Origin of the sequence: Prosthecobacter sp. (assembly GCF_034366625.1) — a bacterium.
In the GTDB taxonomy this organism is placed as follows: Bacteria; Verrucomicrobiota; Verrucomicrobiia; order Verrucomicrobiales; family Verrucomicrobiaceae; genus Prosthecobacter.
In genome coordinates this window covers 24,357-50,931 of sequence record NZ_JAXMIH010000023.1, presented here as the reverse complement: position 1 = coordinate 50,931, position 26,575 = coordinate 24,357, and the positions used below count along the sequence as shown (strand labels likewise).

Here is a 26,575-nt window from a genome sequence, read left to right as displayed (position 1 = left end):
GCCACGGAGCCACCGCCATGCAAAACGCCATCCAAATCATCCAGAAGCAAATCGACAACGGAACGCTCCATTCCGCCGTGATGCATGTGCGATACGGGAAAGACACGTTTCAGCAGGCCTTTGGTCGTGCGAAGGATGCGGACGCCATCTTCCTCCTCGCCTCGATCACGAAGACAATGACCGCTGCTGGAGTCATGGTGCTGGCGGATCGTGGCGAACTGCGATTGAGCGACAAGGCGATGAAATTCATCCCCGAGTTCAGCGAAGGCGCTCGGAAGGACATCACCATCGAGCAACTGCTCACGCACACCTCCGGTTTGCCCGACCAGCTCGAAAACAATACCGAACTGCGTTCCCAACACGCGCCGCTGTCCGAGTTCGTGCGCGGAGCCATCCGCACGCCGCTCCTGTTCGCGCCGGGAACGAAATACCATTATCAAAGCATGGGCATCCTGCTCGCGGCGGAGATCGTGGAGCGCATCGCGAAGACGAAGCTTCCGGATTTTCTAACGAAGGAGGTCTTCGCGCCGCTGGGCATGAGTCGCACAGCTCTCGGGCTCGGCTCCTTCAAATTCGAAGACACCATCCGCTGCCAAACCGAACACGCCGCGCCCGAATCCGGCGCAGGTGATTCCAAAGCAGCCTCGTGGGACTGGAACAGTGCGTATTGGCGAAACCTCGCCGCGCCGTGGGGCGGCGCACACGGCTCCGCAGCGGATGTCGCGCGGTTTCTCGACAGCTTCATACACCCCACGGGCAAAGTGCTGCGCGAAGAAACAGCACGGCTCATGATTCAAAACCACACGTCCGGTCTTGAGTCACGACGCGGCGTCGGCTTCGCACTCGGACCGGAGGGTTTTGGCAAAGGTTGCTCGCAAAAGTCCTTCGGTCACAGTGGATCGACGGGGACGCTTGCCTGGGCCGATCCTGAGACGGACACGACCTGCGTCATTCTGACTTCATTGCCATCGCGCGTTTCAGGTGACACGATCCTGCATCCGGTCGCGGATGTTGTTTCGGCCAGTTAAGCCAATGCTGGATATGCCATGTCCATTGTGAGAATATCACAGGCTGTTCCTTCGTATTCTTGGCCCCTAATTTTATGAACAAAACCCTCCTCTTCACCGCTTTCGCCACTATCAGCGTCAGCGCCGCCGAACCGCCGGTGCCGGCAAAGATCGAGTTCAACCGTGATGTGCGACCGATTTTGTCGGACAACTGCTTCTACTGCCACGGCAATGATCCGAAGCATCGCGAGGCCGATCTGCGGCTCGACATCCGTGCGGAGGCCATCACGGCGAAGGCTTTTGTGCCGGGCGAGGTGAAGGACAGCGAACTCGTCGCCCGCATTCTCACCGATGACGAAGACGATCTCATGCCCCCGCCGGACACGCACAAGAAGCTCACGCAGCGGCAGAAGGACATTCTCAAGAAGTGGATCGAGCAGGGCGCGGGCTATCAGCAGCACTGGGCTTATGAAAAACCGGTGAAGGCGGCGATCCCGGCGGGCAAGAACGGCGTGGATGTGCTGGTGCAGAAGCGTCTCGCGGAGATCGGACTCAAGCCGTCGCCGCAGGCGGACAAGCGCACGTTGATCCGCCGTGTGTATTTCGATCTGCTCGGCCTGCCACCGACGCCGGAGGAAGTGGCGGCGTTTGAAAAGGACACCACGCCCGACGCCTACGCGCAGATGGTGGATCGCGTGCTCAAGAACCCGCACTACGGTGAGCGCATGGCCATCGGCTGGCTCGATGTGGTGCGCTTTGCGGACACCATCGGCTACCACAGCGACAATTCGCACAACGTCTGGCCTTACCGCGATTACGTCATCAAAGCCTTCAACACGAACAAGCGCTTCGACCGCTTCACGATCGAGCAGATCGCGGGCGACCTGATGCCCGATACGAATCAGGAGACCAAAGTCGGCTCCGCCTTCAACCGGCTCATCCTCAGCACCGAGGAAGGCGGTGCACAGGCAAAGGACTACGAGCAGCGCATGCTCACCGACCGCGTTCGCGCTATCGGCAACGCCTGGATGGGACAGACGACGGGTTGCGCGCAGTGTCACGATCACAAGTTTGATCCCTTCAATCAGCGCGACTTCTATGCACTCGGCGCCTTCTTCGCCGACATCAAAGAGCCGCTCATCGGCCGCCGTGAGACCGGCATGATGGTGCTTGATGCCGAAGCCGAAAAGAAGCAGGCGGACATCGCCAAGCGTCTCGCCGCCTTGCAGGCAGAGTTTGCCAAGCCGCGCCCCGATCTCGCGGCAGCGCAGGCTGCTTGGGAAAAGCAGGCGCTGGAAGCCGTCATCACCAGCGGTTCGTGGCAGCCTTTGAAGCCGCTCACCTCCGCGTCAGCGAAGAAAAACGTTGCGCTCAAGGCCGACAAGGACGGCATCGTGCGCGGCAGCATTGATAAGAAGCGCGTGGAGCGGCAGCAGAACGACGGCACCGAAACCTACACGATCACGGCGAAGGTTCCTCAGGGCATCACCGGCATCCGCATTGACGCGTTGAAAGACAAATCGCCCGGCATCGGCCTCGCCTCGAATGGCAACTTCGTGCTGAGCGAAGTCGCCCTTTCCGCTGGTAGGAAGAACAAACCGGCGAAGCTCGCCGTCTCGCATGCCAGCGCCACGTTTGAACAGCCAAAACTTGCCGCTGCGAGCGTCATCGACGGCATCGCGGACAAGAAAGACAATGGCTGGGGTGTGCTCGGAGCCACGGGCGCGGATCAATCGCTCTACCTCGAACTCGCCGAGCCGATTGCCGATGCGGACACGACGGTGACCATCGCGCTCACCTTTGCCTATGGCGAGAATCATGAGATCGCCAATCTCCGCCTCAACACCACCAATTCGCCGAAGCCTCTCCGCGCTCCAGCCACTTCGCTGCCCGCCAAAGAGATCGCCGACATCCTCAAAGTCACGCCGGAGAAACGTGCGCCTGTGCAGAAACAAAAACTCGAAGCCGCCTTCAAGCAGATCGCTCCTGAACTCAGCGACCTGCGCACCAAACTCGCCACCGTCGAGAAAGAGAAGGCCGACTTCGAGGTCAACGCGCCGAAGTGCATCGTCTCCATCAGCGACACAGCGAAACGCACCGTGCGCATTCTGCCGCGTGGTGATTGGATGAATGAAAGCGGCGAAGTCGTGAAGGCATCGCTACCCGGCTATTTGCCGAAACCAAAAATCGACGGCCGCGACCTCACGCGCCTCGATCTAGCACAATGGCTCGTTTCCAAAGAAAACCCGCTCACCGCCCGCACCGTGATGAATCGCCTGTGGAAGCAATTCTTCGGCACCGGTTTGAGCAAGGTGCTCGATGATCTCGGCGCGCAAGGCGAGCCGCCGGTGAATCCTGCGCTGCTCGACTGGCTCGCCTGCGAGTTCATGGACAGCGGCTGGGACTTCCAGCACATGGTGCGCGTCATCGTGAGCAGTGACACTTACAAGCAAGTCAGCACCTCCACGAAGGAACTCACCGCCGCCGATCCTTACAACCGCGAATGCGCGCGCCAGAGCACCTTCCGCCTTGATGCCGAAATCGTGCGCGACAACGCCCTCGCCATCTCCGGCCTGCTCGTGCCAAAAATCGGCGGCCCCAGCGTGAAGCCCTACCAGCCTGCCAAATACTGGGAGAACCTGAACTTCCCAGTGCGCGAGTGGCAGAACGACAGCGGCGAAAGCTTGTATCGCCGCGGCATGTACACCTGGTGGCAGCGTAGCTTCCTGCATCCGTCGCTGGTCGCCTTCGACGCCCCCAGCCGCGAAGAATGCACCGCCGAGCGCAATCGCTCCAACATCCCGCAGCAAGCCTTGGTGCTGTTGAATGATCCAACGTATGTCGAAGCCGCCCGCGCCTTCGCCGCCCGCATCCTCACCGAATGCAACGGCGATGCCACGAAACGCATCAATTGGGCCTGCCAGCAAGCATTGCAGCGCCAACCGAGCGTTGACGAGATGAAAACGATCTCCGCCTTGTTTGAGAAACACCTCGCCGACTACACCCAAGACCCCGCCGCTGCCGAAGCTCTGCTCAAAACCGGCGCGGCTCCCACACCTGTAAATCTGAACAAGAGCGAACTCGCCGCCTGGACGCACGTCGCGCGTGTGCTGATCAATCTGCACGAAACAATCACGCGGAGCTGAGCCATGAATTCGATCACTGCTCAAACTCGCCGCGCCTTTCTTGGCCGCGCGACTCAAGGACTCGGCGGAGTGGCACTGGCATCGTTGATGAGCCCGGGGCTTCTTCGCGCAGCCTCACGGGGCGTGCTCGGCACCTTCCCTTTTCCACAGAAGGCGAAACGCGTCATCTGGCTCACAATGGCAGGTGGACCGTCGCAATTGGAGTTGTTCGACTACAAACCGAAGCTCGCGGAGATGGACGGCAAGCCGATGCCAGGGTCGTTTACGAAGGGACAGCAGCTCGCGCAGCTTCAGGGGCAGAAACTCGTGTGCAAGGGACCGATGTTTCGCTTCCAGAAGTATGGAAAGTGCCAGATGGAACTTTCCGAGTTGCTGCCGCACATTGGCAGCGTCGCCGATGACATCTGCCTCGTGCGCTCGATGACCACGGACGCGATCAATCACGATCCGGCGCACATGTTCATGAACACCGGCACGCAGATCGCCGGACGGCCCAGCATGGGCTCATGGGTGACCTATGGACTCGGCAGCGAGGCGGAAGATCTGCCTGGCTTCGTCGTGCTAAACTCCACCGGCAAAGGCCGCAACCCGCAGCCCATCTCCGCGCGACAGTGGAGCAGCGGCTTCTTGCCGTCGAAGTTCCAAGGCGTGCAGCTTCGCTCGCAGGGCGATCCTGTTTTGTATCTCACCAGCCCGAACGGCATCACGCGTGATCGACAAGGCGCGGACGTGGCCGCAATCAATGCGCTGAACAAACAACACGCCTCGCTTTGCGATGATCCTGAGATCGCCACACGCATCGCGCAGTATGAGATGGCCTTCCAGATGCAGGCCAGCGTGCCCGATTTGATGGACGTGAGCGCCGAAGGCACCAAAACACTCGAACTCTACGGCTGCCAACCCGGCGACGGCTCCTTCGCGTCGAATTGCTTGCTCGCCCGCCGTTTGGCCGAACGCGGCACACGCTTCATCCAGCTCTACCATCGCGATTGGGACCACCACAGCCTGCTCCGCGAAGAATTGCCGCTCCGCGCCAAAGAAGTTGATCGCGCCTGCATGGCGCTCATCACTGATCTGAAGCAGCGCGGCATGTTTGACGACACGCTCATCGTCTTCAGTGGCGAATTTGGCCGCACCCCGATGGCGCAAGGCAACAAAGGCCCCATCGGCCGCGATCACCACAACAAAGCCATGTCCATGTGGCTCGCTGGCGCCGGAGTGCAGCGCGGCATCACTTACGGCAGCACCGATGATCTCGGCTACGCCGCCCAGGAAAACATCACCACCGTCCACGACCTCCACGCCACGATGCTGCACCAGCTCGGCATCCAGCACGACGCCTTCAGTTTCAAGTTTCAAGGCCTTGATGCAAAGCTGACGGGCGTCGAAGGAGCAAAAGTCATCAAGACCATCCTCTCATGAAAAACACCCTGCTATTCCTCGCCCTCGCGTTTCACGCACAAGCCTTCGACATAACTGTTGCGGACAAAGACCACGTCGCTGTCGCCAACGGCGACAAAGTCGTCGCCAAGCTCATGATGGCGAATGATCTCAGCACGCCGGAGAAGCACCACGACACCTACAAGCCGTATCTGCACGTCTTTGATGCCAGCGGCGCCACGCGCTTGACGAAAGGTCCCGGCTTCGCTTACACGCATCATCGCGGCATCTTCCTCGGCTTCAGCAAGATCGCCTACGGCGGCAAATCGTATGACCGCTGGCACATGAAGGGTGGCGATCAGGTCGTGACGAAGGTCACGCCCGGCGACAACGCCTTCACCGCGCACATCGACTGGCAGGGCGACACCACCGCGCCCTTCCTCACCGAAGAACGCCGCTTCACCTTCACCACGCCCGCAAAGCCCTTCTACCTCGGCATCGAGATGAACAGCGCCATCAAAACCGTCAGCGGCGAGGCGGACATCAGTGGCGACCCCGAGCACGCCGGTGCGCAGTTTCGCCCGAGCGAACTCGTGGACACGCAAAGCACGACCTACATCTTCCCAGGCGAGAAAATCGACGCGCACAAAGTCAAAGACCTGCCCTGGGCCGCCGAGGTCTTTACCATCGAGGGCAAGACCTTCACCGTCGTCATCCTGAATCATCCCGACAACCCGAAAGACACCGCCACCTCCGCCTACCGCGACTACGGACGCTTTGGCATGTTCCCAAAGGGCAAAGCCACCGCCGAGGCTCCGTTCAAGCTCCGCTACCAATGGCTGATCGCAGAAGGCGATGTGCGTGATGCGGCGGTGTTTCAGCAAGCTTGGAACACTTTCGCTGGCAAAAGCGATCCGACACCGGCGATCACCATCAATGCTTCCGAGCGCAAAGCGGCGAAGCCGAAGAAATGACGATTCTGGTCAAGATGGTCAAGGCGGGGTCAAGTATCGTGCCAGCGACCTTCTTGACCTCTTGACTCCTTGACCGGCATAGCCTTGACCATTTCCCTCCCCCCATGCGCGCCACATTCCTCACCTGCCTCTCGCTTTTTGCCCTCGCCTTGCCTGTCATCGCTGTTCACCAAAAGAACGCCGGGCCGGAGAAGGTGGAGTTGAAGTTCAAGCTACCACCGCCGGCCCCGCTTTCGCCGGAGGAGGAGATGAAGACTTTCGCGGTCGAAAAAGGCTTCCGTGTCGAGTTGGTGGCTGCTGAGCCGATGATCGAGGCTCCGGTGGCGATGAGCTTTGATGACCAGGGCAGGCTCTACGTCGTCGAGATGCGCGGCTACATGCGCGATCTTCCGGGAACGGATGAAAAGCAGCCGACAGGCCGTGTTTCGCTGCTCGAAGACACCGATGGCGACGGGCGCATGGACAAGGCGACGGCGTTCCTCGACAACGTCGTGATGCCGCGTGCGGTGCTGGCTGTGAACGGCGGTGCCTTGATCGCCGTGCCGCCGAACTTGTTCTTCTGCAAAGACACGGATGGCGATGGCAAGGCGGACGTGAAGGACATTGTCGCCACCGACTACGGCACGCTCGGTGGTCAGCCCGAGCACATGGCGAACACGCCCGTGTGGGCGATGGACAACGCGATCTGGAGCGCGGGCTACGCCACGCGCTTCAAGCTTCGCGGCGGCGTGTGGATGAAGGACACCGGCCTCGGTCGCGGTCAGTGGGGGCTTTGCCAGGACGACTTCGGCAGGCTCTACTTCAACTACAACTCCGACATGCTGCGCGCCGATTTGCTGCCCACGGAGGCTTTCACGAAGAATCCGCTGCTGCGCACCGCTGCCAGCATCAATGCGAAGCTTGCCGCCGATCAGACGCTGTATCCATCGCATCCCACGCCCGGCGTGAATCGTGGTTATGACGCGAAAACATTGAGCGCCGACGGCAAGCTGACGAGGCCCACCGGCACCTGCGGTGCGCTCATTTATCGTGGCGATGCCTTCCCCGCCGCGTATCGCGGCAACGCCTTCGTGCCCGAGCCTTGCGCGAACTTGGTGAAGCGCTTCACCATGAGCGAGACCGATGGCATCCCGAAGGCCACGAACACCGCGAAGGCCAAAGAATTCCTCACCTCCACCGACGAGCGCTTCCGCCCCGTGCAGGCCGCGAACGGCCCCGACGGCGCGCTCTACCTCGTGGACATGTATCGCGGCATCATCCAGCACCAGAGCTTCCTCACGCATTACCTCATCGCGAACATCGAGGCGCGGAAACTCCATCAGCCCTTCAATCAAGGCCGCATCTGGCGCATCGTGCCGGACACGAAAGAGCGCCCGCCAGTCGTGAAGGTCAGCAAAGAAGTGAAAATGCTAACCCACGAGAACGGCTGGGTGCGCGACACCGCGCAGCGCCTCATCGTCGAGTCTGGCGATGCCTCCGCAGTGCCCGCACTCAAAGAGATGCTGAAACATGAGCACGCACTCGCCCGACTGCACGCGCTGTGGACGCTCGATGGCCTCGCTGCAATCACACCGGACCTGCTGCGCCCCATTTTAACCGACAAAGACACCCAAGTGCGCGCCGCCGCCGTGCGCATCGCCCCGCGTGACATGGCGCCTGATTTGTTCGCCATGACGACGGAGAAACAACCGCTCGTGCTCGCGCATCTCTCCATCAAGCTCACCTCGCTCAATCTTCCCGACGCCGATGCCGCCGTGGCGAAACTGCTCGCCAGCAACGGCAAAAACGCCCTCATCCGCGAAGGCGCGCTCACCGGATTACGCGGCAAAGAGGCAGCGTTTGTCAAAGTGCTCGCAGCGCAGCTCTCGAAAGACAACGGCGCGCAAATCATGCCCGTGATCGAGTCGCTGGCCGCGCTCGTCGCGCAGGCGGGCAAGGCTGGGCCGTTTGAAGAGCTGCTCGATCTCGCCGCCGCGCAGCCGCAGGCCGGAGCGATGCAAGTCGCCGCCATCAAAGGTCTCGCCACCAGCGGTGATCCCAAATCCAAGACGCCTCCAAAGCTCCTCTGGCTCGATGCCGCGCCTGCATCACTGAAGACACTCAAGTCCGCGATGAGCGACAAGACGAGCGCAAAACTCTTCGCCAGCGTCGAGGCCAGCCTCGCCTGGCCCGGCAAACCTGGAGCACCCAAACCACCCGTCATCGTGCCGCTCACCGAGGCGCAGACGGCTCTGTTTGAGAAAGGCAAAACCGTTTACGCCACCCTCTGCGCCGCCTGCCATCAGCCGCATGGTTTTGGCCTCGACGGCCTTGCCCCGCCGCTCGTCGATAGCGAATGGGTGCTCGGCAAGCCCGACATCCTCGCCCGCATCGTCATGCATGGACTCGCCGGTCCCGTAAAGGTCAGCGGCCGCACCTACAACCTCGCCATGCCGCCGCTGCCGCAGCTCACAGACGAAGACATCGCCGGCGTGCTCACCTACCTCCGCCGTGAGTGGGAACATAACGGCTCGCCCGTCGAAACGAAAGCCGTCACCGACATCCGCGAGGCCAACAAAGGCCGCATGATGATGTGGACCGAAGAAGAACTGAAAAATCTCGGCAAGAAACCGAGTTCCAAGAAGCCATGAACACACTCACACCACTCCATCGTCGCGCTTTTCTCGGCAGAGCATCCCAGGGGCTCGGAGCCGTCGCGCTCGCTTCGTTGATGAAGCCAGCCATGGCAGCACCGATGCGTGGTGTTCTCGGCACACTACCGCTGCCACAGAAGGCGAAACGTGTGATCTGGCTCACGATGGCGGGAGGACCATCGCATTTGGAGACGTTTGATCCGAAGCCGAAGCTCGCGGAGATGGATGGCAAGCCGATGCCGGAGTCGTTCACGAAGGGGCAGCAGCTCGCGCAGCTTCAAGGCAAGCCGCTGAACTGCTTCGGGCCGCAGCACAAGTTCGCGAAGTTCGGGAAGAACCAAGTCGAGATCTGCGAGCTGTTTCCGCAGATCGGCAGCGTGATCGACGACATCTGCCTCATCCGCAGCATGACCACCGACGCGATCAATCATGATCCCGCGCACATGTTCATGAACACCGGTTCGCAAATCGCGGGCAGGCCGAGCATGGGTTCGTGGATCACCTATGGACTCGGCACCGAGGCAGCCGATCTGCCGGGCTTCGTCGTGCTGACCTCGCTGGGCCAAGGCGGACAGAACCAGCCCATCGCCGCGCGGCAGTGGAGCAGCGGCTTTTTGCCTTCGAAGTATCAAGGCGTGCAGCTTCGCGCCAAAGGTGATCCCGTGTTGTATCTCACGAATCCCGGCGGCGTCACGCGTGATCGCCAAGGAGCCGATGTGGCGGCGATCAACGCACTCAACAAGCAGCACGACGCGCTCGTCGATGATCCCGAGATCGCCACACGCATCGCGCAGTATGAGATGGCCTTCCAGATGCAGGCCAGTGTGCCGGATTTGATGGATGTGAGCGCTGAAGGTGCCAAAACACTCGAACTCTACGGCTGCCAGCCTGGAGACGGCTCCTTCGCCTCAAACTGCCTGCTCGCACGTCGTCTCGCCGAGCGCGGCACGCGCTTCATCCAGCTCTACCACAAAGACTGGGACCACCACGGCGGCGTGAAGGACGGCGTGGCGCTCAAGGCGAAGGAAATCGACCGCGCGTGCATGGCGCTCATCACCGATCTCAAACAACGCGGCATGTTGGACGAGACGCTTATCGTCTGGGCCGGCGAATTCGGCCGCACCCCGATGTCGCAAGGCGGCAGCGGGCGCGATCATCACAACAAAGCGATGTCCGTGTGGATGGCGGGCGCTGGCATCCAGGGTGGCATCGTCCACGGCGCCACCGACGACCTCGGCTACGCGGCGGTGGAGAAGATCACCACCGTGCATGACCTGCACGCGACCATGCTGCATCAGATGGGCATCAAGCACGACGCCTTCAGCTTCAAATTCCAGGGCTTGGATGCGAGGCTGAGCGGCGTGGAAGGCGCGAAGGTGATCAAGGACATCCTCGCATGAGTTTCCGCACCATTGAGATTTCCGACACAGCTTTGTTCGGCGGCGGCATGCTTCACGTCACCGTGAAGTCAGCGGCATTGCGGCGGCGTGTGGACATCAGTTTCTATGTGCCGCCGGATGTGAAAGCAGGGAAGCTGCCACTGGTGGTCCTGCTGCACGGTGTGTATGGCAGTCACTGGGCCTGGTTGTTCAAGGGCGGCGCGCATCGCGTGCTGGACCGCCTCATCAAGGAGGAAAACCTGCCGCCGATGATGCTGGCGATGCCATCGGACGGTTTGTGGGGCGATGGATCGGGCTACTTGCGGCATCGTGATGCCGATTATGCGAGCTGGATCGTGGATGAAGTGCCGGAAGCGGCGGCGGCGGTCGATACGAGGTGCAAGGACACACCACGCTTCATCAGCGGGCTGTCGATGGGTGGTTACGGAGCATTGCGGCTCGGCGTGCTGCATCCGAAGAAATTCGCCGGCATCAGCGCGCACAGCAGCATCACGAATGTGACGCAGATGCAGGGGTTCGTGGAGGAAACGATGACCGAGTTCGATCTAACCGACATTGAGCCGCTTGCCGTGATTGATTGCGCGAAACTGAGCCAGCGCCTGCCGCATCTCCGCTTCGACTGTGGCACCGAGGATGCCTTGATCGAGCACAACCGCACGCTGCATCGCGATTTGGAGGCGGCGGGCATTCCGCATGTGTATGAGGAGTTTCCCGGCGGCCACACCTGGGACTACTGGCATGCGCATCTCGCGGACACGCTGCGGTTTTTCAGGGCGTGTCTGAAGGTCTGACGCGCTATTTCCGAATCGTCCGCGCCTTGTCGGTGTAGAAGACCATCGGCAGGCTCAGGTGCTCTTTTTCACCAACCGGCAGACCAACGAGCGGGATCGGAATTTTGAAGGGAAACTCCGGGCTGGGGGAGAAATCGCGATCGAAGGCGAGCATGGGGCCACGGATGACGAGATCGCGCCATTCGGAATACGGACCGGTATAGACATCGGTGATGCGCTCGACCTTGGCGGAAACAGGCGTCATGACGAAACCTGCGAGCTTCACGCCCCGTTCCTCGGCCTTCGTCTTCATGAGTTCGTAGTCCGCACGCTGGGTGGAGAGGTTCACGCAGGGCACATCGCCATACCAGGCGACGAAGGCGGGCGAGTCGGAAATGACGAACTCATCCTTTTCCATGAGCAGGCGCAGGATGTAGGCGCGTTCCGGCAGGAACGGCGGCCAGTGCGGCGGGATCTTGCCGCCCATGGTGAGGCCAAACTTCATCAGCACGGGCAGGTTCACCGCCATCGGCAGCGCCGTGATGATCAACGCGACCATCGGGGCGCCCCAGCGCGCCATGAATTCGCCACTGATTTGAAAACGCGACCACAGCACCACCAGCATCGCCGCGCCAAAGGTGCTCATCGCAGGCATGAGCACGATGTAGAGGGCGTTGTCGTCCTTCTCCTTGTCAACCAGGCCGAGGAGGCCCATGCCGAGCGCCACCAGGACAAAAACAACCGCCAGCATCCAGCGCGCCGAGGCGGCGTCCGCCTTGCGGAAGCGATGCAAGAGCGCGAGGAAAAACATCAACGCAGGCACGACATAGCCGAGGTGCGCGATGAGCAGCGCAAACTGATCCTGCCAGCCGAGACCAACGCGACGCAGCAGGTCATCCACCTGAAGCAGCGGCACTGAGGGCGAGAAATCACGCAGCAGTGAATCATGCGCCACGGCAGATGATTGCGCCTGAAACAAGGCCTTGATGCCTCCCAACGGATCGCCACAGAGCTGTGCATTCCACCAGCCCCAGGCCACGAGCACCAGTGCCGGGAACAGCGCCACCACGATCACACCCGCACGACCACGCGGCAAAAACGCCGCCACACCGATCAGTATGCCCAGCACGATCCACAGTGCCATCCAATGCGTGAGCACCATGAGTGCGCATACCATGCCGAGCAGTGCCTGGATCAGCAGCGTGCCGCGATTCTCCGCCGCACGACCCGCCGCCGAGGCATACAGGCGGAAGGCGAGCGCAAACAGCGGGACCAGCATCGCCCGTGGCGATCCGCTGACCATCAGCTCCCACGCGGGCTCGCATACCAGCAGGGCAATGGCGGTGATGGCCGCGACTTGCTCGTCAAACAACCGCCGTGCCGCTCCATGCGTGAAAAAAATCGTCAGGAGATACCATGTGACGCCGAAGCAGGCGATCACGCGGTCCAGCAGAAAAACCGCCCCGCCTTCGACCGGATCATAAACCTGCCATGGCTTCATGAAGCGAAACGCCACTGACCAGAGCAGCGGCTGCAGCGGTGTCTGCACGGTCTCCGGCATCGCGAGCGGCAGCGGCTTCTTCTGTGCCGACTCCATCTGCGCCCAGGCGTACGGCTGCACGACATGCGTCTGATACGAGCCCGTGCGAGCGATCTGCCGTGCGAGCTGCGCCTGGTTCATGCCCTCCGCGCTGCTCAGGCCGCGAAACGTCACAAACACATGCAGCAGCGCCATGACGAGGGCGGCGGCATAAAATACCAGTCGAAGCAGCGCGCCGGGGCCGGAGGAATTGGGAGACATGGCGGCTACATTCCACAGTCAGAGCCTGCGTGCCAAGAACGATCTCATGCCTCACTGATGCGGCTCAAAGATCACCCCGGCGCACTCGTGCCTGCCCTCCGTGCCCGCACAACGCCAGTGCCAGCGCACCGAAGGTTTCACAAAGGAGCCAAGCTTGCCCTCCAGAATACGAAACTGCCCCAGCAGTTCTCCACCATCACGCACCACCAGCGAACGTGCCGCCACTGTGCCTGAGAGCGTGCCGCCGGCCTCCAACATCACCGGCCCTTCGCACACAAAATCACCCGAGGCATGGCCGGAAATCGTGATCGTGCGCGCCCGCACCTCCTGCAAAAATGTGACCTCACAACCTGCGGCCACTTCAAGGCGGTCACAGACCACGAAATCAGCGATGAGCCCGTCCATGTCGATCGTGCGTGAGGGCAGTTCCAGGGTCTCCTGCTCGATGCGGCGGAGTTTTTTCGTGCAGACCGGACACGATGGCGTGGAAAAGTCACCCGCTGTGGTGACGACGAAGAGAAAATCGCTCTTGTTCCCCGGCAGCGCACGCACTGCAGCCTCCAATCCCGCCGCATCCACCGCCTCGATGCGAAGTTCCTGCGCCATGCGCAGCGCGGCAGGGCTGAAGCCTGCCGGTGCGATCAAAACACCACGGGTGTCGCGCGCGGTGCGCACCTCCTGCGCAAAACGCTGCACCGTCTCCGGCGTGGCGCCCCACTCGTTCCACGGAGCGATCTTGACCATCGCCCGCCGTGGTTTCGATGACTTTGGCTGCTCGATCATGCCAAACAGCACCGCCCCGTCCGGCATAACACATGATCTGGCCAGCTCACAGCCCGCCTCCGCCGCAATCGCGCGCGCCAGTTCGGACAGACGCGCCCAGTCCAGGCTCGCGAGCAGTTCTGGCGACCACCCGCCCAGCCGGTCCACGCCGCCGCTCTGCCGCAGCGAGAAACCAGCTTCTTCGAGAGTGACGAAAGGATCGAGCATCGGGTGGGGGGCGGAACTGAAGAGATGGAGTACTGATGGGCTGGGTTGGTCGTACCAAAGCACATTCGCGGCGAGGCCCAACCATCCATTTCTCCATCCATCCAATACTCCTTCACTTCACGCCTCCACGCCTCCGCCACTCCATTCATCCAGCCATCCGGTGATCGCCCTTGCCGCATCTCCAAAACCCTGTTTCTTCCGCTCCACATGTCGAAGGCCGCCAAATCAGAAGAAACCAAGTTTTTCCACACCGGAAGCGCGAAAGAACCGTTCGTGTTCGCCTCCGGCGACCAACTGCCCGGCATCACGGTGGCTTACGAGACCTACGGGAAGCTGAACGCCGCCAAATCAAACGCCATCCTGCTGTTCCACGCGCTCTCCGGCAGCCAGCACGCCGCGGGCATCACGAAGGAAGTCGCCGGCACGGATGAACGCTGGACGGAGGACTGCCACACCGGCTGGTGGGATCTCTTCATCGGCCCCGACAAGGCGCTCGACACCAACCGTTACTTCATCATCTGCGCGAACTACCTCGGCGGCTGCTACGGCACCAGCGGCCCGGCGTCGCTCAATCCCGCCACCGGTAAGCCCTACGGCAGCAGTTTCCCGGCGGTGCGCACCAGTGATGTCGTGAACTCACACCTCGCCCTGCTCGATCATCTCGGCATCCAGACGCTGCACGCCGTCATGGGTTCCTCCGTCGGCGGTCTGCTCGCCATCAATCTCGCCACACTGTACCCGGAGCGTGTGAAGCTGGTTGTTCCCATTGCCAGCGGCTGCCGCACCACGGTGCTCACACGTCTCACGTTGTTCGAGCAGGTGCTCGCCATCGAAAACGATCCGCACTTCAAAGGCGGCGATTATTATCAAGGCGAAGCACCGGAATACGGCCTCGCCCTCGCCCGCATGATCAGCCACAAGACCTTTGTCCACCTCGACACCATCGAGCGCCGGGCGCGGCAGGATTTGAAGCATGGCGGCGACACGCTCTCGTGGTATCGCGTGCAGCACAACGTCGAGAGCTACATGCTGCATCAGGGCAAAAAATTCGTGAAGCGCTTCGATGCCAACACCTACCTGCGCATCGCCGACATGTGGCTGCGCTTCGACCCGTTGCGCGATGCCGGGGTGTCATCGTATGCCGCGCTCTTCGAGCGCAGCGCCGCCGCTGGGCAGCACTACCTCGTCTTCAGCATCGACAGCGACTTCTGCTTCTACCCCGAGGAGCAGGCGGAGCTCGTCAGCCATCTCGAGAAAGCCGAGGTCTCGAACATGCACATCACCGTGCACTCCGACAAAGGCCACGACTCCTTCCTGCTCGAACCCCAGCTCTACACCCCCCATCTCTCCTTCACCCTCGACGGCCGCTGGAACAAAAGCTCCGTCGATCGGCCGGTGCCTGAGGTGGAGTGATCAAAGGAATGCATCCAAAAGAATTCATACTTCACACTACAAAGGCGATGGGCCGCAGCTTCCGCACGCAGAACAGCATCGGAGCATCCAGTTCAAACAGCAGGCTGGTCCACTGCATCACCGTCCAGCACCACACCGGCAGCATGCAGCCACAACGCGGGGTACATAATGCGGGCATCTTGCCCCTGCAGCGGCGCGTGCTTTTGTCGCCGGGTTCAGCGACAAATCTCGTCTAGATCATCGAGAACAAACAGCATGTGATCAAGGATGAACTGAGTGTGCTTGCTTGCATGTCCCGGTTGAAACCGGAGCAGTTCATGCAGCGCGGGATCCTCCTGGCCTGCCCCCGGTGCCGTGCATAGAATGCCAGGCGTCTGTTTGAGTGAATTCAGCGACAAATCTCGTCCAAGTCGTCGATCACCATCAGCATGTGTTCGAGAATGAATGGTGTATGCTGACTTGCAATACCGGGCTCAAAGCGCAAGAGCGCATGAAGAATGGGGTCTTCTTTCCACGCTTCGTGTTTGATCTCTTTCCGATGGATCTTGTAAGCGTATAAAACCGCCTGTAGCGTAGTTCGTGCGATTTTTTCCACTTCTACCTGATTGGATGGCGATGTCTCCTTGAGTATCTCTGGCAACTCGTGTTTGTCGAAACTCGCCCAAATTATTTTTCCTTCTGGCTCTATTCCGATGATGTCTTTTTTCACGATGAACTTTCGATTGCCATCCGCGAAGCGTTTCAGAGCTGATTTCTCCTTGGAAGACAAGATGGGAACTGCACCAACTGCTTTAGCAAGTAAGTTTTCCCTTGCATCATTTCGAGGTGCCTTGGTAATCGACGCCTTTTTAGCATGGTCTGTCGCTGACGAATCAGGGTTATCTTTGGGACGACAACCAACTAAAAAACTGCCCAGGCCGAGGGAAAAAATAGTCCCGATGAAGATTTTCCGGAGAACTCTTAGTTGTAGCAATTGAATAAAGTGCATGGTGGTTAGGTTAGTATGTTGAAAATACCGCTGAGGAAGAGGCAATACAAGGGAAGTTGTCATTCTACCAAAACACGAATAAATTGGGAGATTAACTGTACTTCTTTGCCAAGCTGTGCCCCAACTCCAAGTATAAACGTGCTCACGGTAATAGAAACCTTAGCAGAGGTTGTAATAAGCGAGAATGCCCCCCTCTGCCTTCTGGATTGCTCAGATGAATCTTCAGCGTATGGGAATTCAGAACGTAGTTGTTCCATTTCTTCTTCGGGAATTGTTGTGTAGCTATAGCGTGCGACAAGCACGTCCAAGCCACGCTGAAATCCCTCCTCATCACGCTTCATTATTGTCACTATATCAATTACCTCATACTCGTATTCACCATCAACAACTACAGGCGGGTCGAAGCAAACGGTGCAGCCAACTCCTCCGCAAGATGAGCAAGGTGGTGGGGTGGTGCCAGGTTTAGAATTGGCATTATTCGGGTCCGTCCCATCTGCGGTTTCATCCTCATCGCTGTAGGTATCCCCGTCCGTGTCGAGGTTTGCAATCGTCACCGAACCACTGCCATAAACAGTACCGTTATCGGTGGTAAAGCTGGCCGACACGGTCACCACGGATGCCTGGGAGGCGGCGGTGTAGGTCGCTTCAAAGCCTCCCGCGCCATCGGTGGCTGTCGCCGTCGATGTCACCGTGCCGTTGCCGGAGGTGACGCTTGCGCTGGCCGGGGCGTTGAGCGCCGCGCTGGTGGTTTCGTTGCGGATTTCGGTGGTGCTGTCCTGGTCGTTGCCCCAGACCTCCCACACATGATAGTTGACTGTGGCAGTGACCGGCACCGTGGCCCCCGTGGTGCTGGTGGCGGAGACGTTCACGAGCAGCTCCTGGAAGGTTCCCTGCTGGCTCCACACAGGGTCCGCCGGGCGGGTGAAGGACGCCGTCGCGGACGAGGTGGAGACCGCATAGCTGGCAGAGGCTTCGATCTCGGCGTTCTCGCCGCCCATGCAAAAGGTCACGCTGGCGCGCCCGTTGCCATCGGTGGCAAGCGTGACCGTCTGCGCGCCGGCGGGGGAGTCCCAGCGACCGTCGCCGCTGATGACCGTGAAGCTGACCGGGGCGTAAAGGGCGGGTCCGATGGTGGTGTTCCGCGTCTCGGTGTTTCCAAGGCTGCTCGTCCAGATTTCCCAGGTGGTGAACGTCACATCCGCGCTGACCTGGCGGGTGGTGCCGGAGCCGAGTCCGGCGGTGGTGTCGCCCTCGACTCTCAGCGCGGTGGCAATGCTGCCCTCCGTGTGATCCAGGGTCCAAGTCTCCGTGCTGACGGGCTGGGTGAAGTCGAGCGTGGCCGCCGCCGCCGTGCTGTTGATGTAGCCGATCTCCGCGCGCACGGTGGAATCGACCGCTCCCATGGTGAAGTCGATGGTGCCCGATCCGGACCCGTCCAACTGCCCCCAGGAGGAACTGGCAAAGGTGCCGTCCCCGCCCGTCACCGTCCAGCTCATATTCGCGCCAGCGGCGGGAACAGAGTAACGATTGCGTGTTTCGGTGTTGCCGAAAGAACTGGTGAACACGTCCCAGCTTTCGTACGTCGCGTTCACGGTGACCGTACGCTGGGTGGAGGAGGAGCTCACCGTGCCGTCAGGTGTGGAGAGCCAAGCGGAAAGCAGCGCCTCGCTGTGCGACCAGGACCAGATTTCCGGCGCGATTTTCGTGAGGTTGAGGGAACTCGTGGTGCTTTCAGCGCCGTTGGGCAGCGTCACCGCAGCCTGGACGACCACCTCCGGCGCGTCATCCACAGGCACGGACGCGCTGCATTTCCCGTCGTAGCCGGTGGTGGAGGACGCCGAGAACATGTTGCTAAAACCATTCCCGGTGAGCGAGGTGATCGAAAAACTCACCTGGCCGCCGCTCACCGGTTCGATGGTGTAACCGGAGATGACGGTATTGCCCAGGTTGCTCGTGCTCACCTGCCAGATGTGGCGTTCCAGGAGGACATCGACCTGCTTGGTGTCACCGGGGTTGTAAGCGGTGCCGCCGGATGCGGACATCTGGGCCATCAGGGCGGTCTGCGTCACCGGATCACTCCAAGTCTCCTCGGGTGGAGTTCCCTCATCCGCGCGCAGCAGCCGGGGCTGCGCGGGAAGAAGAATGAGCGTGGCGATCATGCAGCCGTGCAGAAGCCACGCCTGACGGGCGAAGCGGCGGAGAATGCCCAGCACTGGCGAGCCGGGGCGGGTTGATGCAGCGGTGTTCATGGTTCTGGCTGGTTGGTTTGGTTGTTTGTTATCTTGATTGAAAAAAACACCCTCGGCTGGCTTCACCCACCCACCGTCACGCTGACCTCCGCGCTCCAGAGGCCGACTTGGGCGTCGTCCACATGGTAGATGGCGCGGTATTTCCACTTGGTGAGGACGGCGGGATGGGGCGCGGTGTCGGTGTAGCCAGGCGTGGTGTCGATGGTCAGCAGCATCCAGCCGCTGCCGCGATCGACCTGGATTTCGCAGGCATCCAGAAAGGCGGCGTAGCCCTCCCAGCCCCAGTCGATGTCCACCTTGTTCGGTCCGGCGAGCGTCGCACTGATCGAGGGCTGGAGCAGAGCAAAGTCCGGCGCAGTCTGCTGGCTGCCAATCACGCCAAGATCGGTGCCGATGGCCTCCGTGTAGGCGGCCGATCCCTTCATGAGCTGAATGATGCCAAAGATGCGGTTCAACGCCCCGTCGTTCACTGCCACCACACCCGCAGGCAGGGCTGGTGCGACGAACACCGGCAGCACCATCACCACCCCCATGCTGCCGAGCTGGGCCTGCTTCGCCGCATCCGTGCAGCTCTTCTGCCAGGCCCGCACGGCGGGCAGCCAGGTGCCGAGCACATAAATCAGCCAGCGCGCGTCCGCGATGGCAGCGGTGCTGTCCGCCCCGCTGATGCCGAGCGTGGGAGCGTGGGCGGTGAGCTTGTTGCGGAAGTTTTCCAGCCACACAATCTGCGTGGCGGCATTCGTTGGGTAGTAGGCCTGGTGTTTCATCTTCTTCGATTTGGCAGAGGGTGGATTCAGCGGAGTGGCAGGCGTCGGGTAAGGCACAAAATCTGGATCCCCCGGCTCACGGGCGTAGCCGAGGCCGTCGGCCCCGAAAAAAAGGTTGGAATCGTCCCACGTGTAGGCTGTGCCGGTGAGGGGATTGATTTCATCCCAGTGAAGTGCTCGCATAAGACAGGAGATGCTGTTGGCGCGCTGCGGGAAGCCTCTGGCACAGCGCCAAACTCATTCGGCGGCAATGGAGATGTTTTTGGGGCGTTGGGAGATGCCGCTGAAGCAGCCGCAAAGTCTTGCGGAGCCGCAGGAGAGCCATCTGCAGCTCCGCCAAAATCATGCCGCAGACTTGGAGATGCATCCCCGGCAGCGCCAAAGGCTTTTGGCAGACGGCCAAAACGCGCTGGCGTGGCACCAAAATCAACTCCAGCGGCGCCAAATTCATCTCCTGAAACGCGGGAAGACATGACGGCCCGACCACGGTCCTGGCGCATGCCGCTTGAAACTTCCGGCTGCTTCCTCACGAGCGTCGTGAAGCGCCCCGTGCAGCGCGAATCAACTGCTGAGGCAGCAGAAGCGGTGAGCAAAATAATCAGCGGCGTTTTCACAACGCGGCGATTCAGCCCGCTTTCGGAGGTTTTGTCATGACAGGCAAATCCCTGATTTTTTGTGGGGTAATCCCCCACATGGAACAAAATCATTCCTGGTCTTGACTCTGCCTGCCGTTCTTAACTAAAACCTCCTTATGCAAGAACTCACGCGCAAGCAAATCCTGCTGGTCCAGCCCCTGCCGGTGGTGCGGGCGGGCTTGAAATTCATGATTGATCTGGGGTCTGAAATGAAGGTCTGCGCGGAGGCAACCACGCTGGCCAGGGCGCGAATACTGCTGCCACGTCTGCAACCTGAAGTGGTGATGGTGGACGTCGAGATGGAGGATGGCGAGGGGTTCGCCTTCCTCAAAGAAGTGAGCAGCACATGCGCCAGGGCCGTGATCTTCAGCCGTTCCTTGAGCATGACCGCCATTCAACGCGCGCTTCAAAGCGGTGCTCGGGCTGTCATCTCTCATCTGGATTCCCAGGCGTCGGTTCTGACCGCATTGATCGCCGTGGCAGAAGGCCGCAAGCACATCTCCCCTTGTGTCACGGAGGCCATGACCGGCAGCCTGACCCAGACTGGAGATCACGACATGCAAGACCCGGAGCGGGTGCTGTCAGAACGGGAACTGCAGATTTATCATCTGCTGGGCCGGGGCCATTCGGTGAAGGAAATGGCCGCCCGCCTGGGCATCTCGGTCAAGACCGTGGAATCCAATGAGGCGCGGATGAAGGAAAAACTGGGCCTGAAAAACAATGCCACTCTGCGGCATGAGGCCACGTTGTTCGTCAGCAGGAAAGATGGGCACGTCGAATTTCCGAACACGGCCATCGCCGCGTGAAAGCCGTCAGCGGCGGCTGAATTTGAAGACGAGGTTCGGCCTTTGTTGCAGAACCCCTGTGACAATTTCAAATCGTGGCTAATCCTGCCGGATTCATCATCACCAACCCATGTCCATGCAGCTCACCTTCCTCGGCACCGGCACCTCTGTCGGCATTCCGGTGATCGGTTGTGATTGCGCCGTGTGTCGCAGCACCGATCCGCATGACAAGCGGCTGCGCTGCTCGGTTTACATCCAGACCCCTGAGGCCGCGTGGGTTGTCGATACGGCGCCTGATTTCCGCATGCAGTGCCTGCGCGAAAACATCCGTCAGCTCGATGCTGCGATCTTCACGCATCCGCACATGGATCATCTTACCGGCTTCGATGATCTGCGGCGTTTCACCGTCGAAAGTGATCACTTCATGCCGATCTACGGCACAGCGGAATGCCTCGCCGTGCTGGAACGCATGTTCATCTATGCCTTCAATGGCGAGAATCGCTACCGTGGTTATTTGAAGCCGTTTCCGAAGCAGATTCACGGCCCGTTTCATATTGGCGAGACCACCATCACTCCCCTGCCCGTCCAGCACGGCAAGGTCGAGACCATCGGCTTCCTCTTCTCACGCGGCGGGAAAAAGCTTTGTGCTTACATTCCAGACTGCAAAACGCTGCTGCCGCAGTCGCTCGAAGCGCTGCGTGGTGTCGATACGCTCATCATCGACGCCCTGCGTCACACGCCGCACTCCACGCACATGAACTTTGAGGAAACGCTGGCCGTGCAGCGTGAACTTCAGCCGCGGCAGACCTGGTTCACACACATCCAGTGCGAGATCATGCACGCGGTCGAAGATCCCAAACTGCCGCCCGGCGTGAACATCGCCTACGACGGCCTCAAACTCGAATGGGCATGAGAACAACCTGGCTGTCAGCATGCCGCATGCTCGTACTGATGACCTTCAGTGCCTCCACGCATGGCCAGATCATGACCGACTGGGATGCCGCCGCTGAAACCGCCGTCGTTTTCAACCCCGACTTTCCTGGTTCCGCCGAACTCGCCGCCTACTACGCCGAAAAGCGCCACATCCCAAAGGAGCGCGTCATCGGCCTGCGCTGCCCGCAGGAGGATTCCATGTCACGAGGTGAGTTCGACTCGCTGCTGCGCCAGCCGTTGATCAAACTCTTCGAATCCAGGCACTGGTGGATCGCCGAGCCGCCTGTGCCCGGCAAACCGCTCACGGGCGACGGCATTCGTTCACCCATGGCCCTGTCCTCGCATGTTCGCGTGCTCGTGCTCATGCGCGGCGTGCCGTTTCAAATCCGACGCGGCCCACCCAACCCCAAACAATCCGAAGAAGACGAGGCCAGCGTCGATTCCGAACTCACCGTGCTCGGTCTCAGCCATCCGCCCGTCAAAGGCGGTCTGCGCAATCCTTACTTCGACCAGCAGGCGCGCTTTCCGCATTTTCAAGGTTCGCCCGGCCTGCTGATCGTCGGCAGACTCGATGGTCCTGATGACAAAACCGTGAAGCGCATGATCGACGATGCGATCCACGCCGAGCAAACCGGCCTGCTCGGCCGTGCGGTCGTTGATCTCGCCCAAAAAACCGGCGCGTATCAGGAAGGCGAAGAATGGCTCAAAAGCAGCACTGATTCCTTCCGCCGGGCCGGCATTCCTGTGTTCATCGACCGCTCCGAACCTGTGTTGCGCGATGCATGGCCGCTGCCCGACACCATTCTTTACTTCGGCTGGTACACCGACCACATCACCGGTGCGTTAAGTTCACCTTCGTTTCAATTCAAGCGCGGTGCCATCGCCTGCCACCTGCATTCGTTCAGTGCCAGCATCATTCGCTCTCATGACAAGGCCTGGGCCGGTCCGCTGCTCTCCAAAGGAGCCGCCGTCACTTTTGGCAATGTGTTTGAGCCCTATCTCTCGCTCACACTGCACTTCGACATCTTCAACAAGCGCCTCCTCGAAGGCTTCACCGTCGGCGAGGCTGCGTGGAATGCCACGCCAGCGCTTTCCTGGATGAACGTCGTCCTCGGCGATCCATTGTATCGTCCCTTCGGCAAAGGCATCGGAGCCAAGCTCGGCGACGGTGCAGATCGCGATTACGCGCTCTACCAAGGCATGGTCCAGCGTATGGGTGCCGACACTGATGCACGCATCAAGACGGCCATCACCGAACTCGCCGGAAAACGCCAAAGTTTCCGTCTCCTCGAACTCACCGCCCTTCTTTCCTCGCTCCAATCGAAACACATCGAGGCCATCGACCTCCTCGAACATGCCGAATCCACCACCAAGAATCCCGCCGACCTGCTGCGACTGCGTTTGTACCGGGCCGAAATGCTCCGCCGCAGCGAAAAAGCCGACGCCGCCCGCCAACTGCTGCGCATGATGCTCAAAGAAAGCTCCTTCAAAGACCAGCCCGCCCGTGCCGCCGCCGAGGCCCTGCTGCAGGACATGGGCGGGTGACGCGTTGGGGCATTTCACGGCACCGGAGCCGTGAGCAGGTAGTTCCACACCGGCTCAAACTCTCGCTGTGTCAGCGCCGCGTTGTGAATTTTAAGCATCGCCATGTCCGGCAACTGCTTGTTCGTCAGCAGCACATGCGCACCACCGAACGGAGGCTGTGCACCATCCACCAGCGCTTTTTTCGAATCATCAAAACCCAGCAGCCGCAGGATATCCCACTGCTGCTCTGGCGTGCAGGCCCCTTGTTTGTCCTGAGCATGGTTGAAGGCGAAATAGCGCGCCAGCGGCGTCTGCTGCGGCGGTCCATAAAACTTCGCCGGGCCTTGCAGCTTCGCGCTGAAATCCTTCGGTGATCCAAACATGAGCACACGCGCCACGAGGTGCTGCTTCGCAATCATCGCCGCATGCCCACCGCCCTGCGACTGCCCTGAAACGGCGATCTTTGACCACAAAATCGTCTCGCCACCCAGAAACTGGCCCCAGCCCTGCCGGGGGCGCTTCTTTGCCAGATGCTGAATCACTTTCGTCAGCCGGTTGAAGACGGAGTCCGTCACCGACACCTGCACATGCGGGGACAAATCCCTGCCGGTGAGGATTTCCAAGCGGAACCTGCCATAAGACGTCGGGTCTTCATCACTGCGACAGACCTGCTGCGCGGCGATGTCACACGGGTACATCAGTGAGATCACATGGTAGCCGCAGGCCGCCGCCGTCTGACGAAAGGCTGTCGCACCGCTGCCGCTCTCCGCGTTCGTTCCAGGCAGAAACAGCAGCAGCTCGCCGCGCGGCGCGGCCGTCGGCTCAATGCATGAATGCGGGCCGTTGAACTGCTGGATGGCCGGGTCCGTGAGACTTGGCAGCACCGCCATGGGTTTGCCTGTGTTCGACTGCTGCGCCCATGCGGCCTGCGTGATCAATACCAAGGTGACAAGAGCTGTTCGTGCCTTCATCCGGCCATTCCAGCAAGCTCCCGCCACCAAGTCAATGCCACCCGTTCAAAATAGCGAGTACCCTAAAATGGCGGTTCGTGCTAAAACCCGATGGTTGTTGCCCGTTTGATCGGAGCACCATTCCACTCACCACCATGAAGACCACCGCCACCGTCCTGTTGTCACTGTGCCTCACGCTTGCCGTGCAGGCGGAAATCCGCATCTGGAAGGACGCCTCCGGCGCGCATGAGATCAAAGCCGAACTCGTCGGTGTGCAGGGCGGCAAGGTCACCCTGAAACGTGAGAACGGCACGACCATCACCCTGCCCGTGACCAGCCTCAGCAAGGCTGATCAAGCGCTGCTCGGCGGCGGATCAGGCGGAAGCGGTGCTGCCGCAGGCGACTGGCCGCAGTGGCGCGGCCCGAACCGTGATGATGTCTCAAAGGAAACCGGCCTGCTCAAGAAATGGCCCTCAGACGGCCCCAAGCGTGTGTGGGTAAACGAGGATGCTGGCCTCGGCTATTCCGGCTTCGCCATCGCGGGTGGCAAGCTTTACACGATGGGACTTTACGACGCGGAGGAGAAGGTCGTCTGCCTCGACGCCGCCACGGGCAAAAAAGTGTGGGATTCTCCTGTGGGTGCGATTTACAAGAACAAGTGGGGCGACGGCCCGCGCTGTACGCCCACCGTGGCAGGCGGCAAGGTGTATGCCATCGGCGGCAACGGTGATCTCGTCTGCCTCGACGCCGCCACGGGCAAGCAAGACTGGACGAAAAGCCTCACGAAGGATCTCGGCGGCGCTCTGCAAAACTGGGGCTACACCGAGTCTCCGCTGGTGGACGGCGATCTTGTGATCGTCACGCCCGGCGGGTCGAAGGGTGCCATCGCCGCGCTGAGCACGAAGACTGGCAAGGTCGAGTGGCAGACCAACGACGTGACAGAGAACGCCCAGTACTCCTCCATCATCCCCATCGATCACGGCGGCCAGCGCCAGTATGTGCAGCTCTTGATGAAGACCATTCTGGGTGTTTCCAAGGACGGCAAAGTGCTGTGGAAAAGTGATTTTCCAGGCGCCACCGCAGTGATTCCGACACCGATCTACAATGACGGGCAGATCTATGTCGCCGCCGGTTACGGCGTCGGCTGCAAGGCGGTGAAACTCGGCTCCGGCAGCGTGGAGGAGGTTTATTCCAACAAGAACATGGTCAATCACCACGGCGGTGTCATCCTGATCGACGGACTGCTCTACGGCCACAGCGACGGCCGCCCCGGCGGCTGGACCTGCCAGGATTTTAAGACCGGCGAGGTCGTGTGGCAGGATCAGGGCATCGGCAAAGGCGCGGTGACCAGCGCGGATGGCATGCTGTACTGTCAGGCTGAGAGAGATGGCACCATCGCGCTGGTGGAGGTGTCGAAAAGCGGCTGGAAACTGGTCAGCAGCTTCAAGCTGGAGGCGCAGAGCTCCCAGCGCTCTCCCGATGGCCGCATCTGGACGCATCCCGTCGTCGCCGGCGGCAAGCTCTACCTGCGCGACCAGGAGTTCATCTCCTGCTATGATGTGAAAGGCTGATGAACCAGAGCATCACACGCTTCGGAGGCAGGGCCGCATGGCTCTGCCTCTTTTTTGTCCTCACGCACTGCGGTCCGCCACGTCGCAGCGAGTGGAAGCTCCTTGCCGATGAGTTTACCGCTTCATGGAAAGCCGCAGGCATTGCGGAAGAGGGCAGCGTCTCCATCAAAGACGGCGAAATCACCCTGCATCCCGGCCAGCCGATGACTGGGGTGCGGTTTGATCCCTGGAAATCCGCTGATTTACCGCGCATGCGCTACTCCATCGAGTACGAGGCCATGCGGCTCGAAGGAAACGACTTCTTCGGCACCATGACGTTTCCCGTGAACGAGGCACACGTCTCGCTCGTCATCGGCGGCTGGGGCGGGACGCTGGTGGGCATCTCCAGCATCGACGACATGGATGCCAATGAGAACAACACCCACGGCAACGCTTATTTTGAAAACAACCGCTGGCACAAAGTGCGCGTCGAGGTACGGGAGGATGAACTGCGCGCCTGGATCAATGACAAGCTGTTCGTCAACGTCAGCACCAAGGGCCACAAGCTCGGTCTGCGTCCTGGCGACATCGAAAAATGCGCCCCATTCGGCTTTGCCAGCTTCGCCACACAGGCGCGCATCCGCAGCGTGGTCATACGCCGGCTCTAAACTGTCCGAGGC

Annotated in this window: 20 protein-coding genes; 13 read left to right on the top strand and 7 right to left on the bottom strand. The window is 60.7% G+C overall.

All coding sequences use genetic code 11. From position 1 onward, the window contains the following. The first annotated feature begins 17 nt into the window (after positions 1–17). The 7 genes from U1A53_RS20865 (at position 18) to U1A53_RS20835 (ending at position 11,331) form a co-directional block, all read left to right on the top strand. The gene (locus tag U1A53_RS20865; protein ID WP_322283788.1) at positions 18–1,028 is read left to right on the top strand and encodes a serine hydrolase domain-containing protein; all 1,011 of its coding nucleotides are present in this window, start codon (positions 18–20) and stop codon (positions 1,026–1,028) included. A 74-nt stretch (positions 1,029–1,102) separates the two neighbouring features. Further along, positions 1,103–4,153, top strand: a complete 3,051-nt coding sequence (locus U1A53_RS20860) for a PSD1 and planctomycete cytochrome C domain-containing protein (protein ID WP_322283787.1) — start codon at positions 1,103–1,105, stop codon at positions 4,151–4,153. A 3-nt stretch (positions 4,154–4,156) separates the two neighbouring features. Continuing rightward, entirely contained in the window at positions 4,157–5,575 is a 1,419-nt protein-coding gene (locus U1A53_RS20855) for a DUF1501 domain-containing protein (protein WP_322283786.1), read from the top strand. Then, positions 5,572–6,507, top strand: coding sequence for a DUF6807 family protein (locus U1A53_RS20850; protein WP_322283785.1), 936 nt, complete (start codon positions 5,572–5,574; stop codon positions 6,505–6,507). The genes U1A53_RS20855 and U1A53_RS20850 overlap by 4 nt, the downstream gene beginning before the upstream one ends. Positions 6,508–6,611: 104 nt before the next feature. Beyond that, complete coding sequence (locus U1A53_RS20845; protein WP_322283784.1) at positions 6,612–9,137, top strand: c-type cytochrome; 2,526 nt, start codon at positions 6,612–6,614, stop codon at positions 9,135–9,137. Then, positions 9,134–10,540: a DUF1501 domain-containing protein gene (locus tag U1A53_RS20840; RefSeq protein ID WP_322283783.1), complete on the top strand. Its 1,407-nt coding sequence runs from the start codon at positions 9,134–9,136 to the stop codon at positions 10,538–10,540. The genes U1A53_RS20845 and U1A53_RS20840 overlap by 4 nt, the downstream gene beginning before the upstream one ends. Beyond that, positions 10,537–11,331, top strand: a complete 795-nt coding sequence (locus U1A53_RS20835; RefSeq protein WP_322283782.1) for an alpha/beta hydrolase-fold protein — start codon at positions 10,537–10,539, stop codon at positions 11,329–11,331. The genes U1A53_RS20840 and U1A53_RS20835 overlap by 4 nt, the downstream gene beginning before the upstream one ends. A 4-nt stretch (positions 11,332–11,335) precedes the next feature. Here U1A53_RS20835 and U1A53_RS20830 read toward each other — a convergent pair whose 3' ends face one another. Beyond that, entirely contained in the window at positions 11,336–13,111 is a 1,776-nt protein-coding gene (locus tag U1A53_RS20830; protein ID WP_322283781.1) for a hypothetical protein, read from the bottom strand. A 51-nt stretch (positions 13,112–13,162) separates the two neighbouring features. Continuing rightward, positions 13,163–14,101: a polymer-forming cytoskeletal protein gene (locus tag U1A53_RS20825; RefSeq protein ID WP_322283780.1), complete on the bottom strand. Its 939-nt coding sequence runs from the start codon at positions 14,099–14,101 to the stop codon at positions 13,163–13,165. A 207-nt stretch (positions 14,102–14,308) separates the two neighbouring features. Here U1A53_RS20825 and U1A53_RS20820 point away from each other — a divergent pair, with 207 nt between their 5' ends. Next, complete coding sequence (locus U1A53_RS20820; RefSeq protein ID WP_322283779.1) at positions 14,309–15,514, top strand: homoserine O-acetyltransferase; 1,206 nt, start codon at positions 14,309–14,311, stop codon at positions 15,512–15,514. A gap of 31 nt (positions 15,515–15,545) precedes the next feature. Here U1A53_RS20820 and U1A53_RS20815 read toward each other — a convergent pair whose 3' ends face one another. The 4 genes from U1A53_RS20815 to U1A53_RS20800 form a co-directional block, all read right to left on the bottom strand. Continuing rightward, complete coding sequence (locus U1A53_RS20815; protein WP_322283778.1) at positions 15,546–15,692, bottom strand: hypothetical protein; 147 nt, start codon at positions 15,690–15,692, stop codon at positions 15,546–15,548. Positions 15,693–15,902: 210 nt separating this feature from the next. Further along, positions 15,903–16,502: a hypothetical protein gene (locus U1A53_RS20810; protein WP_322283777.1), complete on the bottom strand. Its 600-nt coding sequence runs from the start codon at positions 16,500–16,502 to the stop codon at positions 15,903–15,905. Positions 16,503–16,561: 59 nt separating this feature from the next. After that, positions 16,562–18,751 carry a thrombospondin type 3 repeat-containing protein gene (locus U1A53_RS20805; RefSeq protein WP_322283776.1) on the bottom strand — a complete coding sequence of 730 codons (2,190 nt, stop codon included), beginning with the start codon at positions 18,749–18,751 and terminating at the stop codon, positions 16,562–16,564. A gap of 62 nt (positions 18,752–18,813) precedes the next feature. Further along, positions 18,814–19,701 (bottom strand): hypothetical protein, encoded by an 888-nt coding sequence (locus tag U1A53_RS20800; protein ID WP_322283775.1) that lies wholly within the window; start codon positions 19,699–19,701, stop codon positions 18,814–18,816. A gap of 568 nt (positions 19,702–20,269) precedes the next feature. Here U1A53_RS20800 and U1A53_RS20795 point away from each other — a divergent pair. From U1A53_RS20795 to U1A53_RS20785, 3 genes are all read left to right on the top strand, one after another. Next, the gene (locus U1A53_RS20795) at positions 20,270–20,959 is read left to right on the top strand and encodes a response regulator transcription factor (protein ID WP_322283774.1); all 690 of its coding nucleotides are present in this window, start codon (positions 20,270–20,272) and stop codon (positions 20,957–20,959) included. Between the two features lie 109 nt (positions 20,960–21,068). Then, positions 21,069–21,851, top strand: a complete 783-nt coding sequence (locus tag U1A53_RS20790; RefSeq protein ID WP_322283773.1) for an MBL fold metallo-hydrolase — start codon at positions 21,069–21,071, stop codon at positions 21,849–21,851. Continuing rightward, entirely contained in the window at positions 21,848–23,416 is a 1,569-nt protein-coding gene (locus U1A53_RS20785; protein ID WP_322283772.1) for a TIGR03790 family protein, read from the top strand. The genes U1A53_RS20790 and U1A53_RS20785 overlap by 4 nt, the downstream gene beginning before the upstream one ends. A gap of 14 nt (positions 23,417–23,430) precedes the next feature. On the opposite strand, the gene U1A53_RS20780 is transcribed toward U1A53_RS20785, so the two are convergent. Beyond that, complete coding sequence (locus U1A53_RS20780) at positions 23,431–24,366, bottom strand: hypothetical protein (RefSeq protein ID WP_322283771.1); 936 nt, start codon at positions 24,364–24,366, stop codon at positions 23,431–23,433. A 134-nt stretch (positions 24,367–24,500) separates the two neighbouring features. Here U1A53_RS20780 and U1A53_RS20775 point away from each other — a divergent pair, with 134 nt between their 5' ends. Together U1A53_RS20775 and U1A53_RS20770 are read left to right on the top strand one after the other, a co-directional pair. Then, a complete protein-coding gene (locus tag U1A53_RS20775; protein WP_322283770.1) occupies positions 24,501–25,916 on the top strand; it encodes a PQQ-binding-like beta-propeller repeat protein in 1,416 nt (471 codons plus the stop codon). After that, on the top strand, positions 25,916–26,563 hold the full coding sequence (locus U1A53_RS20770; protein WP_322283769.1) for a family 16 glycoside hydrolase: 648 nt from the start codon (positions 25,916–25,918) through the stop codon (positions 26,561–26,563). The genes U1A53_RS20775 and U1A53_RS20770 overlap by 1 nt, the downstream gene beginning before the upstream one ends. Positions 26,564–26,575: the final 12 nt, after the last annotated feature.

What these genes read in the sequence shown, in the direction of transcription:
- U1A53_RS20820 (WP_322283779.1), top strand. Translation starts at nt 14,309, where the DNA reads ATGTCGAAGGCCGCCAAATCAGAAGAAACCAAGTTTTTCCACACCGGA.
- U1A53_RS20780 (WP_322283771.1), bottom strand. Translation starts at nt 24,366, where the DNA reads ATGAAGGCACGAACAGCTCTTGTCACCTTGGTATTGATCACGCAGGCC.
- U1A53_RS20810 (WP_322283777.1), bottom strand. Translation starts at nt 16,502, where the DNA reads ATGCACTTTATTCAATTGCTACAACTAAGAGTTCTCCGGAAAATCTTC.
- U1A53_RS20805 (WP_322283776.1), bottom strand. Translation starts at nt 18,751, where the DNA reads ATGAACACCGCTGCATCAACCCGCCCCGGCTCGCCAGTGCTGGGCATT.
- U1A53_RS20770 (WP_322283769.1), top strand. Translation starts at nt 25,916, where the DNA reads ATGAACCAGAGCATCACACGCTTCGGAGGCAGGGCCGCATGGCTCTGC.
- U1A53_RS20850 (WP_322283785.1), top strand. Translation starts at nt 5,572, where the DNA reads ATGAAAAACACCCTGCTATTCCTCGCCCTCGCGTTTCACGCACAAGCC.
- U1A53_RS20865 (WP_322283788.1), top strand. Translation starts at nt 18, where the DNA reads ATGCAAAACGCCATCCAAATCATCCAGAAGCAAATCGACAACGGAACG.
- U1A53_RS20860 (WP_322283787.1), top strand. Translation starts at nt 1,103, where the DNA reads ATGAACAAAACCCTCCTCTTCACCGCTTTCGCCACTATCAGCGTCAGC.
- U1A53_RS20795 (WP_322283774.1), top strand. Translation starts at nt 20,270, where the DNA reads ATGCAAGAACTCACGCGCAAGCAAATCCTGCTGGTCCAGCCCCTGCCG.
- U1A53_RS20835 (WP_322283782.1), top strand. Translation starts at nt 10,537, where the DNA reads ATGAGTTTCCGCACCATTGAGATTTCCGACACAGCTTTGTTCGGCGGC.
- U1A53_RS20775 (WP_322283770.1), top strand. Translation starts at nt 24,501, where the DNA reads ATGAAGACCACCGCCACCGTCCTGTTGTCACTGTGCCTCACGCTTGCC.
- U1A53_RS20800 (WP_322283775.1), bottom strand. Translation starts at nt 19,701, where the DNA reads ATGCGAGCACTTCACTGGGATGAAATCAATCCCCTCACCGGCACAGCC.
- U1A53_RS20830 (WP_322283781.1), bottom strand. Translation starts at nt 13,111, where the DNA reads ATGTCTCCCAATTCCTCCGGCCCCGGCGCGCTGCTTCGACTGGTATTT.
- U1A53_RS20855 (WP_322283786.1), top strand. Translation starts at nt 4,157, where the DNA reads ATGAATTCGATCACTGCTCAAACTCGCCGCGCCTTTCTTGGCCGCGCG.
- U1A53_RS20790 (WP_322283773.1), top strand. Translation starts at nt 21,069, where the DNA reads ATGTCCATGCAGCTCACCTTCCTCGGCACCGGCACCTCTGTCGGCATT.
- U1A53_RS20825 (WP_322283780.1), bottom strand. Translation starts at nt 14,101, where the DNA reads ATGCTCGATCCTTTCGTCACTCTCGAAGAAGCTGGTTTCTCGCTGCGG.
- U1A53_RS20845 (WP_322283784.1), top strand. Translation starts at nt 6,612, where the DNA reads ATGCGCGCCACATTCCTCACCTGCCTCTCGCTTTTTGCCCTCGCCTTG.
- U1A53_RS20785 (WP_322283772.1), top strand. Translation starts at nt 21,848, where the DNA reads ATGAGAACAACCTGGCTGTCAGCATGCCGCATGCTCGTACTGATGACC.
- U1A53_RS20840 (WP_322283783.1), top strand. Translation starts at nt 9,134, where the DNA reads ATGAACACACTCACACCACTCCATCGTCGCGCTTTTCTCGGCAGAGCA.
- U1A53_RS20815 (WP_322283778.1), bottom strand. Translation starts at nt 15,692, where the DNA reads ATGCCCGCATTATGTACCCCGCGTTGTGGCTGCATGCTGCCGGTGTGG.